Source organism: Paenibacillus anseongensis, assembly GCF_009757995.1.
Lineage (GTDB): Bacteria > Bacillota > Bacilli > Paenibacillales > NBRC-103111 > Paenibacillus_E > Paenibacillus_E chondroitinus.
On the sequence record NZ_WSEM01000003.1, the window covers coordinates 37,656 to 52,678 of the forward strand.

The following is a 15,023-nucleotide window of genomic DNA, read 5'->3' on the forward strand; positions in this document are numbered from 1 at the left end:
CTACTATGTAGAGTTAGATTTGATTTTAATACAAGCCAGCCTAGAGCCTGTTTTTTTGTTGTATACTAGCAACAGGAGGAGAATGTAAACTCAATTTGCTCAAATAGCACAAAATAAAGGAGAAAAATATGAATCTTTATTATACGGGAATTTGCCAGCTACTAGACGGAAATAAAGCTTTAAAAGGTGAAGGTTACTATGTCAAAACTGATGATAACCGTCTGTTGTACACAGAGTCAGCACCACTAGAAACTAAAGTAGTAACCTTCCAAAATCTAGAAGATGCATTATTTGAAGGATGTAAAAGAATTATAAATAATTTCTCTATCTCCAAGAACAATATTGATGTCTATGCATTCAATTTATATGCTGACGAATACAACAGTTTCTACGTCTACATGAATACAATTGCTGGCTTAGAGAACATAGTGAAGAAACACTATCCAAACTACTCTGATACACAGATACAAAGTTTGAAATACAACCAAGGGGATTTTGCTTTTCAATTCTATCCAAGCGATATGGGAGAAGTAGCAAGTACAATTGAAGGGTTTGAAAGAATGGCTTCAGATTTGTCGTATGAGGATGAAGAAGCTGAGGAGTTTTTAAGCGATGATGTTCCAGTTGTAGCATATGAGAAGAAAATATTTAAAGACGGTCACTACTTAGCTGCACTAAATGTAGTTAAACGGCTTGCTAAAGCAGATGCGTTCTCCAATTTAAACAAAACTGAGGATTTCATATATTACGCAGCTACGGGACATGATTACAATGATTACAGTCTGGTGATGAGAAAAACAATTGATCCTGAACTGTTTTATCAATGTTTTCCTGATCTGAGAGTTAAGGATGAAGAGTTTAAGTCAATTTTAGTTCAGCAAGCTAACAACACTGTTGAAGAGTGCCTTGACTACTGGGTAGAAGCATTCAAGAGTGAATTTAATAAAAAGTCTCCTTATCAATATACGAAAACGGAATACGATGTATTTTTGAGTCTAGAGAGATATAGCCGCGAACTAGCTAAGGAATGTGTAAGTAGACTACATCAGAAACTAGGTAATGGCTTAGAAGATAACCTAGACCTAGATGAAATCTTTATTTATGTCAAAGCTCTGGAATTTGTTGTACATAATTCTGATGATGAAATAATTAATAGTTGCAAGCTAATATTAGAGACTTTAGATAATGAATCAGATGAAATTTCAGTTTCAATAAGCAAAGATATTAAAGAGATCTTGAATGTTGCATAGTTCAACAGTAGCCAGCCTAGAGGCTGGTTTTTTAGAGCTAAATCATCTTCCCAATCCATAACTCTTCACGCATTTCCTTCTTAATATCAAGAAGCTTTTCAATAGCCAATTAGCAACCTCCACCAATACGTTTTCAAACATATTCGAGTTGTTCAATAAAAACACCTCTTGTGCAGCATTACTGCCAGTTTGCATAGTAAGGCTGCCGATCTAACCGGCAGCCTGCTAATTTTATGGAGTAATTACTTCTTATATAGTTGATACATGTTAACTAGTTTATACCTGCTTTGTTTTGGTCATTTATTTAGTCTAGTGCGACCATCATGCCATACTGACAGAAAGCAGAGATTCCAATAAAAATTGGAGGCAGTAGAAGTAATAAAACACTATCGACGTATTTTTTACAAAGCACATACAGTAGCGGACTAAGAAAAGCTAAATTTAGTAATAACATCCCTGCAGCAGCCAATAGTGGACCTAAACCAGCAAGAAATCCATGAATATAGTACTCATGAAAATAATCATCATATATCTGATACAGCAGAAATGGAAGAGCAATTGAAACCATGATTTGTAGACATACAACGATAGCTTTTCTATAAGACATAGTCTCACCCTTTCCACACAGAATCGAGTTTATGTATGGATTAAGTGTAGATTATCTTTATTGAATAATCACAGTCGTATCTTTTTATAGTACCTTTCTCTCTGCAAAAAACTCAGTTTAAACAACTCGCTGCCACTATTGGACTAATGTTCTTGCGTTAGTTTAAACTTGATCAATGGTTTGGATTCTGAAAGTTATTCGTTACTAGCGTATCCCAATACCTTTCCCTTGACATTGGCGAAAGGCAAAGAACCAAAAATTTGACTGTCAATACTTCTCCACCACGTATCCACCATTACAAAGAGATGCCCTTCAGGCACTCTAACCTTATCCATTTCCATGCTAAAGTATTCTTTCATGGTTTTTTGGCATGATTCATCGCATATAGCTGCGCCTGGTTTGTTAACTGTCTTAAAATACTCTTCTTCTTCGAGCCCCCAACTTAGGGCCTTACCATAAAAGGTATCTAACCTTTTATCATTAACATAAACCTGACCATTCTTTATTTCAATCTCTTCGCCTGGAAGAGCAATAACCCTTGATATGTTAAACTCAGGCGGATTTAGCCTTGGATATTTGTTTATATTAATTGCAGGAGTTTTATAATAAATTACATCACCGCGATTATATTCATTCTCCTTGAAATAATTCGGGTCAACAGCTATCTTCCCTTTGTCTTTGGAGATGTATTCTAAGTTGTGACGCGCCATTCCATCGTTATGATTTTCAACAGCAATTAGGCCCTGTTTCATTTCAACTATCTTTGGTGACTCTAGAGTGCTTGAGTCAGTAATGCTTTGTTCACTGCATCCGAGAACAAACAGAAAAAAGAAAACAATGACTAATGACTTCTTCATGGGTATCCCCCCTATTTTAGATAATACTCAATTTCGGAAGGATTTCTCCAAAAAAATCCAACGTTATTATGAAATTTCACTCATAATCAATGTTTACGTTAAAGGCTGCCATTTATATCGGCAGCCTGGTGTCGTTGTTCTATAGTTCTGCATTAGCGGAATGACCCATCTTTGAAGTTGTACCATAAATTTAGTGGTTTTCTTCAGATCCCATTGCAATTGCTTTGGTTTCATGAACTGTACCATATGGATGCTGAGGTGGTGCATAGATAACGTAAATTTTAAGTGGTTTATTACCTGTATTCGTTACATTGTGCCATTTTCCAGCAGGTATCATAATTGCATAGTCATCAAAGGCCATTTCTTGAAAATCCAAATTTTCTTTGCTATCACCCATTTGAACAAGGCCCTGACCTTCTTCAATACGTATGAATTGATCCGTTGTGGGATGAACTTCTAAACCAATGTCATCTCCAACATTAATACTCATTAGGGTCACTTGATAGTGTTTCCCTGTCCATAAAGCGGTTCGGTAATTATCGTTTTGCTTAGTAGCTTGGTCAATATTCACTACAAATGGTCTTGGTCCATAATCTGTCAATTTAATGTTTTCATAACGATTCCAGTTGGTATTGTTCCAATTGTAATAATGAGGATACCAATTATAATTCCATCTTAGGTTATTCCAGCTGCAATGCATAGGATTATGCCATTGATAGTAATAGTACGAATTACGGTACATATTCATGTTCCTCCAATAATTTCATTGTTTACCTTTTATCCTATGCGGTTGCCTAATTAAAGGATTGAAAAATGAGCAAAAGCCTATATCGTTATCTGCCCGTTAGCGTGGAATAATTTGCAAGAAGTAAAGCGATACGTTATACTCATACCTAGATAACCGATGCATGTATTACATAGAAAGGAGTACTTATGAAAATTAGTAAAGAACTCATGAAAGGTAGTACTGTCATCCTTATACTAACGCTTTTGAACCGTAAGGATATGTACGGATATGAGATGACCAAGGAAATGGAAGCGCACACGGATGGTGTTTTTACTTTGAAAGAGGGGACGCTGTACCCTATTCTTCACACACTTGAATCAGATAAATTCGTTGAATCCTACTGGAATGAGAAAGATGGCCGCAAACGAAAATATTATCGTATTACCAAAAGCGGTAAAGCTGAACTAGGAATCAAAATGGAGGAATGGACGCTGTTTCGCAGCACTGTCGACCGCATTATAGGGGCAGGTGAAGTTGGGTGAATACGATTCGAAATGAGGAAGATGTCAAACAGTTCCTAAAGCAGGTATGCTCACATATTCGAGCCAAAGAAGTTCATCAAGCAGTAAAGTTGGAGCTGGAGGGGCATTTACAGGATATCATCGAAGAGAAATTAGAACGAGGGTTTGCATTACATACCGCCATAAAGGAAGCTATTAACCAGATGGGTGCTCCCGAACTTATCGGTGCTGAATTTCATAAGGTACATCGCCCACGAACGGATTGGAAGTTGCTTGGGCTTCTGACCTTCTTCATCCTGTTCGGGCTTGTCGCGGTTTTTAATGCTCAGGTTTCACTTGTTCAAAGATTAGGTTCTTCCTCAATTGGATTACAACAAGTCATCTATATTTGTGTTGGTGGATTACTTATGGTTGGAATCCGTTTGTTTGATTATCAGAAAATAGCCCGCTATTCCTGGATCATATATTTTAGTACGCTCGGCTTACTGGTCTACTCCATAACCACAGGTTCCGGAATAAACGGTGTTAATAACTATTTGCAGCTGGGTAGATTCGTCGTGAATGTTATTTCCATTTCCCCTTATTTGTTTATCTTGTCGTTAGCGGGAATATGGTCGGCTAGACCTACTCCTCAATTAAATGAATCACAGATGAAATTGATTCTGAGGTCATTATGGTTGAACTTTGGTGTTCTTTTAATACCTTGTGTATTTTTCCTAAAGGCACACTCACTTACTGATTTTATATTGTTTTTCTTAGGGTCAGCATCCGTTCTTCTTACCCTAAAGAGAAAACGAAACATACTAATATCACACGTGAGCTTGATATTCGGTTCGGTCATCTTCTTTTTGTTAACCTCACGCCACCAGACTCATTCAATTTATCGATGGATATCTTTTTTAAAACCCCAAGAAGATATACAAGGGTTTAATTATATACTGACACAATCCAAAAAAGCCATCTCATCCGCTAGCTGGTGGGGACATGGCTATGGTACTCCCTTAACTACGTTACCTGAACTTCATTCTAATATGATGTTCGCCTTTTTAATCTATTGCTTCGGGTGGATTGCCGGTATTCTCATTTTCGTGATGGTTATCTTTTTTATCATCCATTCCTTACAAATCGGTTTAAAAATCCGAGATACTTATGGAAAATCCCTTCTTAAAGGATTATTTACGTTATTCGTAATTCAATTTCTTTGGTCTATGCTCATGTCGGTCGGTTGGGCGCCTCTAAGTGCTTTTTCGCTTCCCTTTATTAGTTTTAACGGACAAGTTGTCATTTTTCAGTTTGCAGCGATCGGCCTAATTCTTAGCGTGTATCGGCGTAAAGATTTAATTGGTCTATAAATAAATACATAGGATTTATGAGGGAAAATTTATAATTCTTTTTTTTGAAAAATAGATCCCTCTAACTGCCATTTGTATAATTAGACGAAGGAACACCCCAAATATTTCTTATAATGGTAAAATATACATTTAAATTTCCTGCTTACAATTTAGACATATGTACAAATCTTTATAGTTTGTGAAGATGTCAAAAGGAGCTGCCTTGGCAGCTCCTTGATCGTGTTTGTATAGAATCCTTTATAGAACTATAGATCCCAGATAGCTTAACAGCAACCACTATTAAATGCTGTTAGGAGTGCTCCCCACATCTTGCAACACTTTCTCGAGGATGTGACTGTGCTTTACCTGATAAAAGTTTCATCAAATATCCGCCTACCTATTGTTTGGCAGCATCTTTGAAAGTTTGCAAAAAAAACATCGATTCGCTGCATACCTTGGATGAGGTGCTTTCAATAACAGACCCTGTTATTCATCGGATGAGCCAAGCGCTTTGTTCAGTTCTTTAAACCTCTCGTTATGTGACGATACATAAGCCATTCTCGGTGCCTCTGGATCCATGTACCGTTTGGCGCTGTTAAGCGCTACGGCAGCATCCGTGAACGCCCCTGCAATGAGGTTAAGCTTGCTTTCGTAATTGGCGAAGTCACCAGCCCCGAAGATGCCCGGCAAGTTTGTTTCAAGTCTCGGGCTGACGAATATGTTCCAGTCGTCCATATCCAGTCCCCATTCCTTGATACCTGTAAAATCGGACTTCAACCCGTGGTTAACAATAACCTCGTCTATTTCTAGCTCGCGCAAGTCCCCTGATTCGATATGGGTAATCGTCACCCGTTCAATCGTCTTTCCGTTGCCGCTGTATAACTGCGTGACTTCATATGGCGTAAGCACATCGACAGAAGATTCCTTCATTCGAACAATGTTTTTCTCATGTCCGCCGAAGTGATCGCGCCTATGCACGACTGTGACCTGAGCAGCAATGGGAACCAACTCGTTCGCCCAATCGACAGCGGAGTTTCCTCCACCCGAAATAAGTACTCGTTTCCCCCTAAAAGGCTCCAGCTCCTGCACCGTATAGTGCAGATTGGACACTTCATAGCGCTCAGCCCCTTCCAGCTCCAGCTTCGCCATTCGCAAAATGCCGCGGCCGATAGCTAGAATGACCGTTCGTGTCCAATGCTTCTCCCCCGTTGCCGCCTCCAGCATGTACGTCGAATCCGCTTGTTTCTCTAATCCGATAATGTGCTGGCCAAATACAATTGTCGGGTCGAACGTCTTCGCCTGCTCTGACAATTGGGCAATTAACTTCTCGCATAGGATCGGCGCAACCCCTCCAACATCCCAAATCATTTTCTCAGGATAAATAAGCATCCGCCCGCCAAGCTCGTTTTTCGCTTCTATTAGCTTCGTCTTTAAATCGCGCATTCCACTATAAAAAGCAGTATACATTCCCGCAGGACCACCGCCGATAATCGTCACATCGTATAATTCAAGCTGCTCAGTCAATCCATGTCCCCCTCCAGCCGGCTCATGTAACGTCCATGCTATGATAATCATTATCAACATAATTGTAACTTCGGCAACGTGACAATAACAATGGACAAAATCGACGGTTACTTTATACAAAATGGAGGATGCAGACCTTTCAGTCGTAAGCAAAAATCAAATCAAGCTAATGATCGCAGGATATCATCGATTTTTTTGCCGTTGGAAATAATTCCGTTATTCATCCAAGTTAGAAAATCAACCTCGTAAACGCGGCTGTTTCGTACAGCGGGCAGTTCAAGCCACTCTGGCTGCTCCAGCAGTTCCCTCTCCTTTCCTTCTGCCTGGCTATGCCACTTATCGAAAGTAATGAACAGATGATCCGCGTTTAACGTACGTAGGTCTTCTACAGAGAGATTGAACATGCCTGGCCTATTCGCTTTTGAAGCGACACCTACTGCGGAGTGAGAGCGCAAGCCAACATCGCCATAGAGAACAGTCGAAACAAAGCCCTGCCCTTCTTCCGTATATTGGATAATATGGTCCGCCGAGATACGCAAAAAAGCGACCGTTTCACCTTTCATAACCTGACTCAGCGTATGACTCGCGCTCCGTGCTTTGAAAGTATACTTCGCGATAGCATTGTCGGCCAACTCCCTCCGACCGAAATAATCGGCGACGGTACGCAGCAGCGTACGCCAATTATTGGTCTGCTCACGCAGAATGCACGTGTTGGAAATGCGTCGGCACTGAGAATATTGCTGTTGATCGTAACGATCCATAAGCAATATCAAATCCGGCTTATAACCGGAAAGAGTGTCAAAGTTGCCACCGTTCTCGTCGAACGTCGGAATATGGTTTAAACCTAGATAGTCTTGTTTTCCCCATTTCGCATGCCAATACTGGGCAATAGGCTGCATATCTAGCGCGACTATGAAATCCTCCAAATATGGCGCTACTACTCTAAGCTGTCCCTTGCGGCTGCGACGATATTGTCCGGGCGATATGCCTACCGTCTGCTTGAAACGACGATTGAAATAATATTCATTGTTGAAACCTACATTCAGCGCAATATCGAGCAGCTTGTCATCTGCGCTTGCCAGCCATTTCTTGGCTTGATTAATCCGTACTTCATTCAAATACTGGAGCGGTACTTGACCCGTAGCCTCTTTGAACAGACCGGTATACTTCCAACGATCAATGCCTGCGAGGGAGGCCAACTCCTCCACAGTTAGAAGCTCACGATAATACTGATGAATATGCTGTATGCTAAGCTCTACCCCATGCCACTCAATATCCGTTCCCTTATCCTCGGCAGCAGGTGCATTTTGGCGGAATAGAAAAAGCAGCAGCTCTTGAAATCTCACAAATCGTTGGAACAGCTCGAGCTCGCCACTCGCTCCACGGAGTCCATATAACTCGTCAAGTAATTCTATCGTCTTCGCGAAGGGTGCGCAGGCAAGCTCTTGCTTATCCGGCAGCAAGTTCGAAGCTGCATCATCGCCGCTAATTACGAAGCACAATCGGTAATAGCTGCAGTTCATAACCTCTTGATCAACAGATAAAGAGCTTCCAGGCCCCTGCAAATAGCATTTTCCTTGTCTCGTCCCGCTCATTATGATGAGCAGTTCAAAGCTTTCCGTATCCTTTCTATCGCTCCCGTCGAGATCACTCATTTCTGCTTGCTCGCCCGCAACGATTAAGCGGATCGATCGCAGCACATATTGGACTAAAGGAGCGTTCCCAGCTTGTTTGCGCTGTTCAATATTCATCGTTACTATCAACCGCCTTCTAATTGATATTCATTCTCAATACAATTAGTGTAAATCAAAACGAGCCGCCCATCAACCTTCGTTGAAAAGCGGCTCTTTTCCAATTATGGCGATGAGTCCCGCCATTGAACTTAATCACTCTTATTTCCTGCTATGAAGCCAGCAATCGAAGTAAATCATCCATCTTCAACCCGTTGGCCGTAATAGCTCCCGTCTGCCAATACGATCTCTCTACCGGATATACATGGCCGTTCTTAAATGCAGGAACGGTCTGCCATAACGGATCTGCCTTCATTTCCTCAAGCGCTTGAGCGGTACTCTTTTCATCCCACCTACCGTTGGACGGAAGCAAAATAATATGGTCCGCGTCAAGCTCCGGAATGACCTCCTTCGACAAGACGATATTGCCCTCCGTCATCGCCTCGGCGAACTTCGGCGCTTTCAGCCCAAGATCCTCATACAAGATTTGTCCGACAAATGTGTTATGAATGCCGAAAATATTAATCGATTTGTCCGCGACGTTCATCCGCAGAACAACAACCTTCTCATCGCCGATCGCCGCTTTCAGCTTCGCCTTCACATCAGCAATACGGGCTTCGTAATCGGCAAGAACCTGATTCGCCTTGTCGCTGAGACCAAGCAATTCAGCGATTAAGGTCAATGTTTTGCGCGAATCCGCAAGTACGTCGTCCGGCAAGCGAAACGTCGGCGCAACCTTGGAATAGAGCGCGTATTGTGCTGCATCGACCTCTCCGGCGCCGATAACCAAGTCCGGCTCGGACGCAAGCAAAGCTTCGATGTTACCGGTCACGTCAAACAACGGCACTTCCAGCTTCAAATAATCCTGCTTTCCCCACATCGGGTTATAATATTGCACAATAGGCGTTACCCCAAGCGCAACCAAATAATCTTCACGATAAAGAGCTGAGATTCGCTTCGGATTTTTCGGAATCTCTACCTTTCCGAAGCCATCGGTTACAACGCGTGTTTCTGTCTGAGGCGGAGCTTCGCTTGGCGCTGCCTGTGCTGGCTGATCGGTAGTTACCGTGGCCACAGCTTGATCGCCTGTCGAGCCGCAACCTGTCACCGTAATCATTGCTGTCGTTATAAGCGATATCCATCCTATTTTCATAAATCCCGATCTTGCCATGATTAAATTCACTCCCATAAGTTTTATGTTTTGTAGCAAACATTTCATTTATAATGATAATCATTATCATTTAGTAGATTGTACTCCAAATTGGACTGCATGCTCAATACACATTTTCTACGATCGGCTTTATACAAACTCGGCATTCGGAACAATACCTATCCTGTAGAATACTTGTGCTGTATTATAAAGTCTCACTAATCTAGAAAATAATATAGACACGCGAAACGGGGAGAACCCTTGTAACTTAAGGATTCTCCCCTAATTTTCACCAAAAAGTATACGTTCATTTGTGGTATGGTTCATGCGAATAATCTTTAACTATGCTGCCCGTTAGCGTAATGCTTGATCAGCATGTTGCAATAAAAAACCCACCCGAACGGTAAACGTTTTGGTGGGTTCATTAATCGTGTCACATCATATCAAAGATTATGATTATTAAGCGTTTCAAATATTTCTTTGTCGATTATATTCCCCCAGTTCGTAGAAAGCGATTCAAAATACAAATTTTGAATATGGTTTTATATTACAGGATATGTAATATACAATTAAAAAATCTCGAAGTGTCTGAGGAAACTTAAAATGATTCTTTACTTCGTCTTGCCTTAAAGATTCAATTACTGTTGAGATATCCAACCATTCAAATCCTACTGACTTAACTAACTTAACTAAAATCTACAGATAATTTATTTGCCACGAGACTCCAAATCGGTCATTCAGCCAGCCAAACTTTTTACTGAACCCATAGTTACCTAATGGCATTAGAGCCTGTCCCCCTTCATTAAGTTTCCCATAAAGCTCATCAATTTCTTCCTCCCTATTGCAAACAACATAAATCGAAAACGAAGGCGTAAAGGAAAATGCATGTTTAACATGACTGTCAATACACATAAACTCCTGCCCTTTTAATGTAAAAGTGGCCTGCATGATGGTTCCTTCATCTCCAGCTTCATTAGGACCATACCTAACAATCCTTGTAATTTCAGAATCCTCAATGAGCGAAGTATAAAAACTCATCGCTTCTTCCGCCTTGCCATCTTGAAACATTAAGAAAGGTATTACTTTCTCCATTTCATACTCCTCCTTTAAACTATTGCATCATATTATATCCAATATTCAACTTAACTCCCGTTACTTCAATTCCTGGGCGCGCGGTGTCGCCGACGCATGGCGGCGATCAACACCCCACGCACGAGGACTGCCGTCATGTCGTAATTCAACAACAAATCTTTTGCATTTCTTACCATCATACGTTACTATTTTTATATCGACAAATTTGCAGGTCTATACTAGGAGGTTAACACGTTATGTCCCCCCGTACCAAAGAACAAAATGAGCTCATACGTATACAGCGCAAAGAACAGATCCTGGACGTCGCCGCGCTCTCCTACTTTCGCACGGGCGGAAGCTTTGATATTCGCGACGTCGCCCGCGAGGCAGACCTTGGTTATGGCACAGTATACCATTATTACCCCAACCGGCATTTATTAATAGAAGATGTGTTAGAAAGCGGGTTCGAGCGATGCGAGCAAGTTATCGCAAAATGGGCGAACACCAGCGGTAGCCCCCCGGATGACCAGCAGTTATTGGCTTATTGTAAAGCACTGCTCCAGCTGTGGCAGTCGGAAGCCCGCGCATATCTCGTCTACAAAATGGCAGCGGAACATTATGCAGGTTTGCCTGAAAGGGATCGACAACACGCCAAAAGAAAATTTATGGAACGGCTGTATGTTCCACTCCAATCAATCGCCCAGTGCGAAGACAACAACATAGACCATATGCTTGCCGTGCTTGTCGGTTGCTGTGGACTGCACTACTATGCAGGCAATTCCGACCTGGACGTCGATCGAATCGCCCGACTCGCTATGCAAGCTATTACGAAGGAGCTCTGATACGAACATGGTCATTTTAAAAAGCAAGCATGAAATTGAGGCTATCCGTAAAGCATGCCAAGTGGTGGCTGAATGCCATCGTACAATCGCCCCACTTATCAAACCGGGTATCACTACCTACGAGATTGATCGCATCTTCGAAGACATTATGTTCAAGCACGGTGCAAAGCCATACCAAAAGGGCTATAAGGGCTATCCCTATGCGACCTGTGCTTCCGCCAACGATGTGATCGCACATGGATTCCCTAGTAATAAGCCACTTGTGGAAGGCGATATCGTGACGATCGACACTGTCGCTGAGCTAGATGGCTGGTTAGGCGATTCGGCCTGGAGTTACGCGGTTGGGCAGATCTCGCCGACGGCCAAGAAGTTGATGCGCGTCACGAAGGAATGTCTTGATCTGGGCATCAAACAGGCGCGCCCCGGCAATAGACTCGGCGACGTGACGAGCGCGATTCAGCGCCATGCGGAATCACACGGTTTCGGCGTCGTGCGCGACCTTCTCGCGCATGGTATCGGCCGCGATCTGCACGAAGAGCCGACTTATATGCATGTCGGCAAGCCTGGAAAAGGCCTCCGTATCAAGGAGGGTATGGTGTTTACGATTGAGCCCATGATCACCGAAGGTAGCTACTTCATGACAATCGATCCGGACGGTTGGACCGCACGGACGATAGACAACAAGCTGGCCGCTCAATACGAGCATACAATCGCCATCACGGCTGAAGGTCCACAAATTTTGACCGCGCAATAAATATGAAAACAGGGAGCAGCTGCCACGGCAATCTGCTCCCTGTTTATTTTGCTATCGTTTAGTTCAGTGCCGTCGCGTCTTCGTTTATTTGACTTCCTCATCGGCCGAGGGACCGTACATTCCCGGCACTGGAATATCGAGAAGCCGCAAATAAACGCCGAGCTGCGCCCGGTGGTGAACCATATGGCTTATTCCGAAGGTGCGAAGCGCAATCGCCCGTGGTTGGCGCAGGATGACATGGTCGCCGTTCCGCAAGGTCCATTCCTCGCCGAGCGTTAACTCGTCACATTCGGCTAACAGATTCTCAAGCTTGACGACGTTCGCGTCGAATTCCTCCAGCATGTCATCGCGTCTTTCCAAAGGTTCGCGCCGAAGCGGAACAGTCGAAAGATCGAATTCTGGGTAAAGAAAAATAGCCACTTGCCAGTTCAGCAGGTTGATTAAGTGCGTGGCCAGCCCGCTTAGTGTCATCGATTTTACATGAGGCTTCCACGCCATTTGCTCCTCGGGCAAACGCTCCAGGATGCGGCGCGTAGTGGCTAGCTCATGCATGAAGTCGCCGACAATCAATCGTTTCATCATAGATTCTCTCTCCTTCATATGAAATGTACTTAATTCTATACTAGCATATATTGTAAACAATGTAACATTACTTCATCGAACAACGACAACCAAGCGTGCTCCTTCAGCCGTCACCCATAGCAAAAACCCTCACCGCTAATTGGCAAGGGTTTTGCTCGCTGCGTCTGATAATTTCCAGTCCGTGAAGGGGAAGCTGTGTTATCCTCTCCAATGAGTTCCTGGATCGCTCGACTTTAAGTAAAGCATGGTAACCATTCCCCCTACCCTTTAGTCCCGCCTTGAAGGCCAAAACCTTTGGACATAAATTGCTGAGAGAGAATATACATGATAACGGACGGAATGGCATAGAGCGTAGAAAACGCTGCTAATTTCCCATAACTCACCATGCCGTACTGCCCAAAGAATTGATACAGCTTAAGCGCTGCCGGGAACTTCTCAGGCGTACTCAAGAGAATGTAGGGAACGAAAAAGTTCCCCCAGCTACCGGAGAAGGTAAAGATAGCAACCGTGCATATGCCCGGAATCATCAAAGGAGTGACGATCCTGCGGATGCCTGCTAGAATGGACGCACCGTCCACCCATGCCGCTTCTTCTAACTCGTTCGGTACGGAATCCATGAAATTTTTGAGCATCCAGATGCCATAAGGCATGGCCGACGCGACTTTAAAAAGAATGACGCCGAAGATATTGTCATAAAGCTTTAAAGTCAAAAACAACTGATACACAGGGACCATAACGGCTGTGATCGGCAGTGAGGTCATGAATAAGATGGTTAACATGAACGGCTTTTTATACTTCAATTGATATCTCGACAGTGGATAAGCCGCTAGCAGACCTATTATAACGACAATCAAAGCTTGACCGAGCGAAATGAAGAGTCCTATTAGAAATGCGCGCTGATTCGCGCGACTAGTGATCACATCGATATAGTTGCCTGCTGTCAAAGAGCTGGGAACCTTGAGCGATTGCATCGCGTTAGGATCCACGGAGGCAACTAGCACCCATAAGAGTGGTAGCAGGAAACAAATGCCGATAAAGGTGAGGGCTGCGTAGGGCAAGGTGCGATAAACGACTTTACGGTAGATCTCAGTCATACCAACTCTCCTTGTGGTTTTACTCTTTTAAAGTGCGGATATAGAACAAACTCAACACAATACCCAGAAGCAAGAGTAATAATGAAATGGCCGTGCCGTAACCGAGCTGATAGTTAATGAACGCCTGGTTGTACATAAAGATAGGTAAGGTCGTCGTTGCCGTGCCTGGCCCCCCGCCGGTCATCGCATAGATGAGGCCAAAAACGCCCAGGGTCTGCAAAGTGACCAGCATCGCATTGGTAGTAATCGTTCCTTTAATATAAGGAAGGATAATGGAAGTTAAAATCTTCCAACGTGATGCTCCGTCGACAAGCGCCGCTTCCTCGATTTCTTTCGGCACATCGTCAAGTGCTGCTTGAAAGACAAGCATAGAGAAGGCTGTTCCATGCCAGACGTTGGCTAAAATAATCGTGAGCATCGGAACGGTGTATAGCCATGTGACCGTGGGAATGCCTACTGTACTTAGAATGGCGTTTAACGTACCCTCGTCGCCGAAAAAGCTGTAAAGACATAATGCGCAGACAATTTCTGGTGTGACCCAGCCGGCGAGAACGACAGTTCCAATCACACGGCGGAACGTTTTATTCTTACGTTTCATCAAGATTGCGATTAGAAATCCCAGCACTTGTTGACCGATGACAGCTGAGCCGATCAGGAAAACTAACGTGTTCCAGATACTGACTCTAACGGTTGGATCCGCAAACATGCGGACATAGTTGTCAAAACCAACAAATTTCAGCTGTTTGGCCGATTCTCCGGTCAATGCCAAGTTCGTAAATGAGTAGAAAAACGTTAGCAAGATCGGATAAATGAAGAAAACCAGCATAACGGCCAACGAAGGAAATAAAAAATACAACCATGTGTACGTCTTTCTAGAGGTTATCGGGATTGCCGAACTGCTCATCATAGTTCTCTCCTTTCTCCCTGGTGATGTAGGGCAAACCGAGCTTGCCCTGACCCCCGTCTGAAATAGGGCGCCAGGG

At 43.2% G+C, this 15,023-nt stretch carries 15 protein-coding genes; 5 read left to right on the forward strand and 10 right to left on the reverse strand.

The annotated features are described in order from the left end of the window. Positions 1–128 precede the first annotated feature (128 nt). Positions 129–1,250 carry a DUF4303 domain-containing protein gene (locus GON05_RS01285; RefSeq protein WP_157317453.1) on the forward strand — a complete coding sequence of 374 codons (1,122 nt, stop codon included), beginning with the start codon at positions 129–131 and terminating at the stop codon, positions 1,248–1,250. Positions 1,251–1,554: 304 nt separating this feature from the next. Here the strand turns inward: GON05_RS01285 and GON05_RS01290 are convergent, their stop codons facing one another. The 3 genes from GON05_RS01290 to GON05_RS01300 form a co-directional block, all read right to left on the reverse strand. Next, positions 1,555–1,857, reverse strand: coding sequence for a hypothetical protein (locus GON05_RS01290; RefSeq protein WP_157317454.1), 303 nt, complete (start codon positions 1,855–1,857; stop codon positions 1,555–1,557). A 194-nt stretch (positions 1,858–2,051) separates the two neighbouring features. Continuing rightward, a complete protein-coding gene (gene lepB / locus GON05_RS01295; protein ID WP_157317455.1) occupies positions 2,052–2,714 on the reverse strand; it encodes a signal peptidase I in 663 nt (220 codons plus the stop codon). A gap of 190 nt (positions 2,715–2,904) precedes the next feature. Further along, on the reverse strand, positions 2,905–3,456 hold the full coding sequence (locus tag GON05_RS01300; RefSeq protein WP_157317456.1) for a cupin domain-containing protein: 552 nt from the start codon (positions 3,454–3,456) through the stop codon (positions 2,905–2,907). A gap of 191 nt (positions 3,457–3,647) precedes the next feature. Between GON05_RS01300 and GON05_RS01305 the strand changes: the two genes are divergently transcribed. After that, positions 3,648–3,983, forward strand: coding sequence for a PadR family transcriptional regulator (locus GON05_RS01305; RefSeq protein ID WP_157317457.1), 336 nt, complete (start codon positions 3,648–3,650; stop codon positions 3,981–3,983). After that, positions 3,980–5,314 (forward strand): FtsW/RodA/SpoVE family cell cycle protein, encoded by a 1,335-nt coding sequence (locus GON05_RS01310; protein ID WP_157317458.1) that lies wholly within the window; start codon positions 3,980–3,982, stop codon positions 5,312–5,314. Before GON05_RS01305 ends, GON05_RS01310 begins: the two co-directional genes overlap by 4 nt. Positions 5,315–5,779: 465 nt before the next feature. Here GON05_RS01310 and GON05_RS01315 read toward each other — a convergent pair whose 3' ends face one another. The 4 genes from GON05_RS01315 to GON05_RS01330 form a co-directional block, all read right to left on the reverse strand. Then, a complete protein-coding gene (locus GON05_RS01315) occupies positions 5,780–6,817 on the reverse strand; it encodes an NAD(P)/FAD-dependent oxidoreductase (RefSeq protein WP_157317459.1) in 1,038 nt (345 codons plus the stop codon). Positions 6,818–6,978: 161 nt separating this feature from the next. Then, the gene (locus GON05_RS01320; RefSeq protein WP_157317460.1) at positions 6,979–8,568 is read right to left on the reverse strand and encodes a helix-turn-helix domain-containing protein; all 1,590 of its coding nucleotides are present in this window, start codon (positions 8,566–8,568) and stop codon (positions 6,979–6,981) included. A gap of 151 nt (positions 8,569–8,719) precedes the next feature. Continuing rightward, positions 8,720–9,718, reverse strand: coding sequence for an ABC transporter substrate-binding protein (locus GON05_RS01325; protein WP_157317461.1), 999 nt, complete (start codon positions 9,716–9,718; stop codon positions 8,720–8,722). 675 nt (positions 9,719–10,393) lie between these two features. Further along, complete coding sequence (locus tag GON05_RS01330; protein WP_157317462.1) at positions 10,394–10,789, reverse strand: VOC family protein; 396 nt, start codon at positions 10,787–10,789, stop codon at positions 10,394–10,396. A gap of 236 nt (positions 10,790–11,025) precedes the next feature. Between GON05_RS01330 and GON05_RS01335 the strand changes: the two genes are divergently transcribed. Both GON05_RS01335 and map read left to right on the forward strand, forming a co-directional pair. Further along, complete coding sequence (locus GON05_RS01335) at positions 11,026–11,610, forward strand: TetR/AcrR family transcriptional regulator (RefSeq protein ID WP_157317463.1); 585 nt, start codon at positions 11,026–11,028, stop codon at positions 11,608–11,610. 7 nt (positions 11,611–11,617) lie between these two features. Further along, positions 11,618–12,364 carry a type I methionyl aminopeptidase gene (gene map / locus GON05_RS01340; protein ID WP_157317464.1) on the forward strand — a complete coding sequence of 249 codons (747 nt, stop codon included), beginning with the start codon at positions 11,618–11,620 and terminating at the stop codon, positions 12,362–12,364. Between the two features lie 84 nt (positions 12,365–12,448). Here map and GON05_RS01345 read toward each other — a convergent pair whose 3' ends face one another. The 3 genes from GON05_RS01345 to GON05_RS01355 form a co-directional block, all read right to left on the reverse strand. Further along, positions 12,449–12,946, reverse strand: coding sequence for a DinB family protein (locus GON05_RS01345; RefSeq protein ID WP_157317604.1), 498 nt, complete (start codon positions 12,944–12,946; stop codon positions 12,449–12,451). A gap of 260 nt (positions 12,947–13,206) precedes the next feature. Continuing rightward, positions 13,207–14,040: a carbohydrate ABC transporter permease gene (locus GON05_RS01350; protein ID WP_157317465.1), complete on the reverse strand. Its 834-nt coding sequence runs from the start codon at positions 14,038–14,040 to the stop codon at positions 13,207–13,209. 19 nt (positions 14,041–14,059) lie between these two features. Continuing rightward, the gene (locus GON05_RS01355; protein ID WP_157317466.1) at positions 14,060–14,944 is read right to left on the reverse strand and encodes a carbohydrate ABC transporter permease; all 885 of its coding nucleotides are present in this window, start codon (positions 14,942–14,944) and stop codon (positions 14,060–14,062) included. Positions 14,945–15,023: the final 79 nt, after the last annotated feature.

Bases quoted from the DNA above. Each gene is read 5' to 3' on its own strand.
- GON05_RS01285 (WP_157317453.1), top strand. From the start codon at position 129: ATGAATCTTTATTATACGGGAATTTGCCAGCTACTAGACGGAAATAAA.
- GON05_RS01290 (WP_157317454.1), bottom strand. From the start codon at position 1,857: ATGTCTTATAGAAAAGCTATCGTTGTATGTCTACAAATCATGGTTTCA.
- lepB (WP_157317455.1), bottom strand. From the start codon at position 2,714: ATGAAGAAGTCATTAGTCATTGTTTTCTTTTTTCTGTTTGTTCTCGGA.
- GON05_RS01300 (WP_157317456.1), bottom strand. From the start codon at position 3,456: ATGTACCGTAATTCGTACTATTACTATCAATGGCATAATCCTATGCAT.
- GON05_RS01305 (WP_157317457.1), top strand. From the start codon at position 3,648: ATGAAAATTAGTAAAGAACTCATGAAAGGTAGTACTGTCATCCTTATA.
- GON05_RS01320 (WP_157317460.1), bottom strand. From the start codon at position 8,568: ATGAATATTGAACAGCGCAAACAAGCTGGGAACGCTCCTTTAGTCCAA.
- GON05_RS01325 (WP_157317461.1), bottom strand. From the start codon at position 9,718: ATGGCAAGATCGGGATTTATGAAAATAGGATGGATATCGCTTATAACG.
- GON05_RS01330 (WP_157317462.1), bottom strand. From the start codon at position 10,789: ATGGAGAAAGTAATACCTTTCTTAATGTTTCAAGATGGCAAGGCGGAA.
- GON05_RS01335 (WP_157317463.1), top strand. From the start codon at position 11,026: ATGTCCCCCCGTACCAAAGAACAAAATGAGCTCATACGTATACAGCGC.
- map (WP_157317464.1), top strand. From the start codon at position 11,618: ATGGTCATTTTAAAAAGCAAGCATGAAATTGAGGCTATCCGTAAAGCA.
- GON05_RS01345 (WP_157317604.1), bottom strand. From the start codon at position 12,946: ATGATGAAACGATTGATTGTCGGCGACTTCATGCATGAGCTAGCCACT.
- GON05_RS01350 (WP_157317465.1), bottom strand. From the start codon at position 14,040: ATGACTGAGATCTACCGTAAAGTCGTTTATCGCACCTTGCCCTACGCA.
- GON05_RS01355 (WP_157317466.1), bottom strand. From the start codon at position 14,944: ATGAGCAGTTCGGCAATCCCGATAACCTCTAGAAAGACGTACACATGG.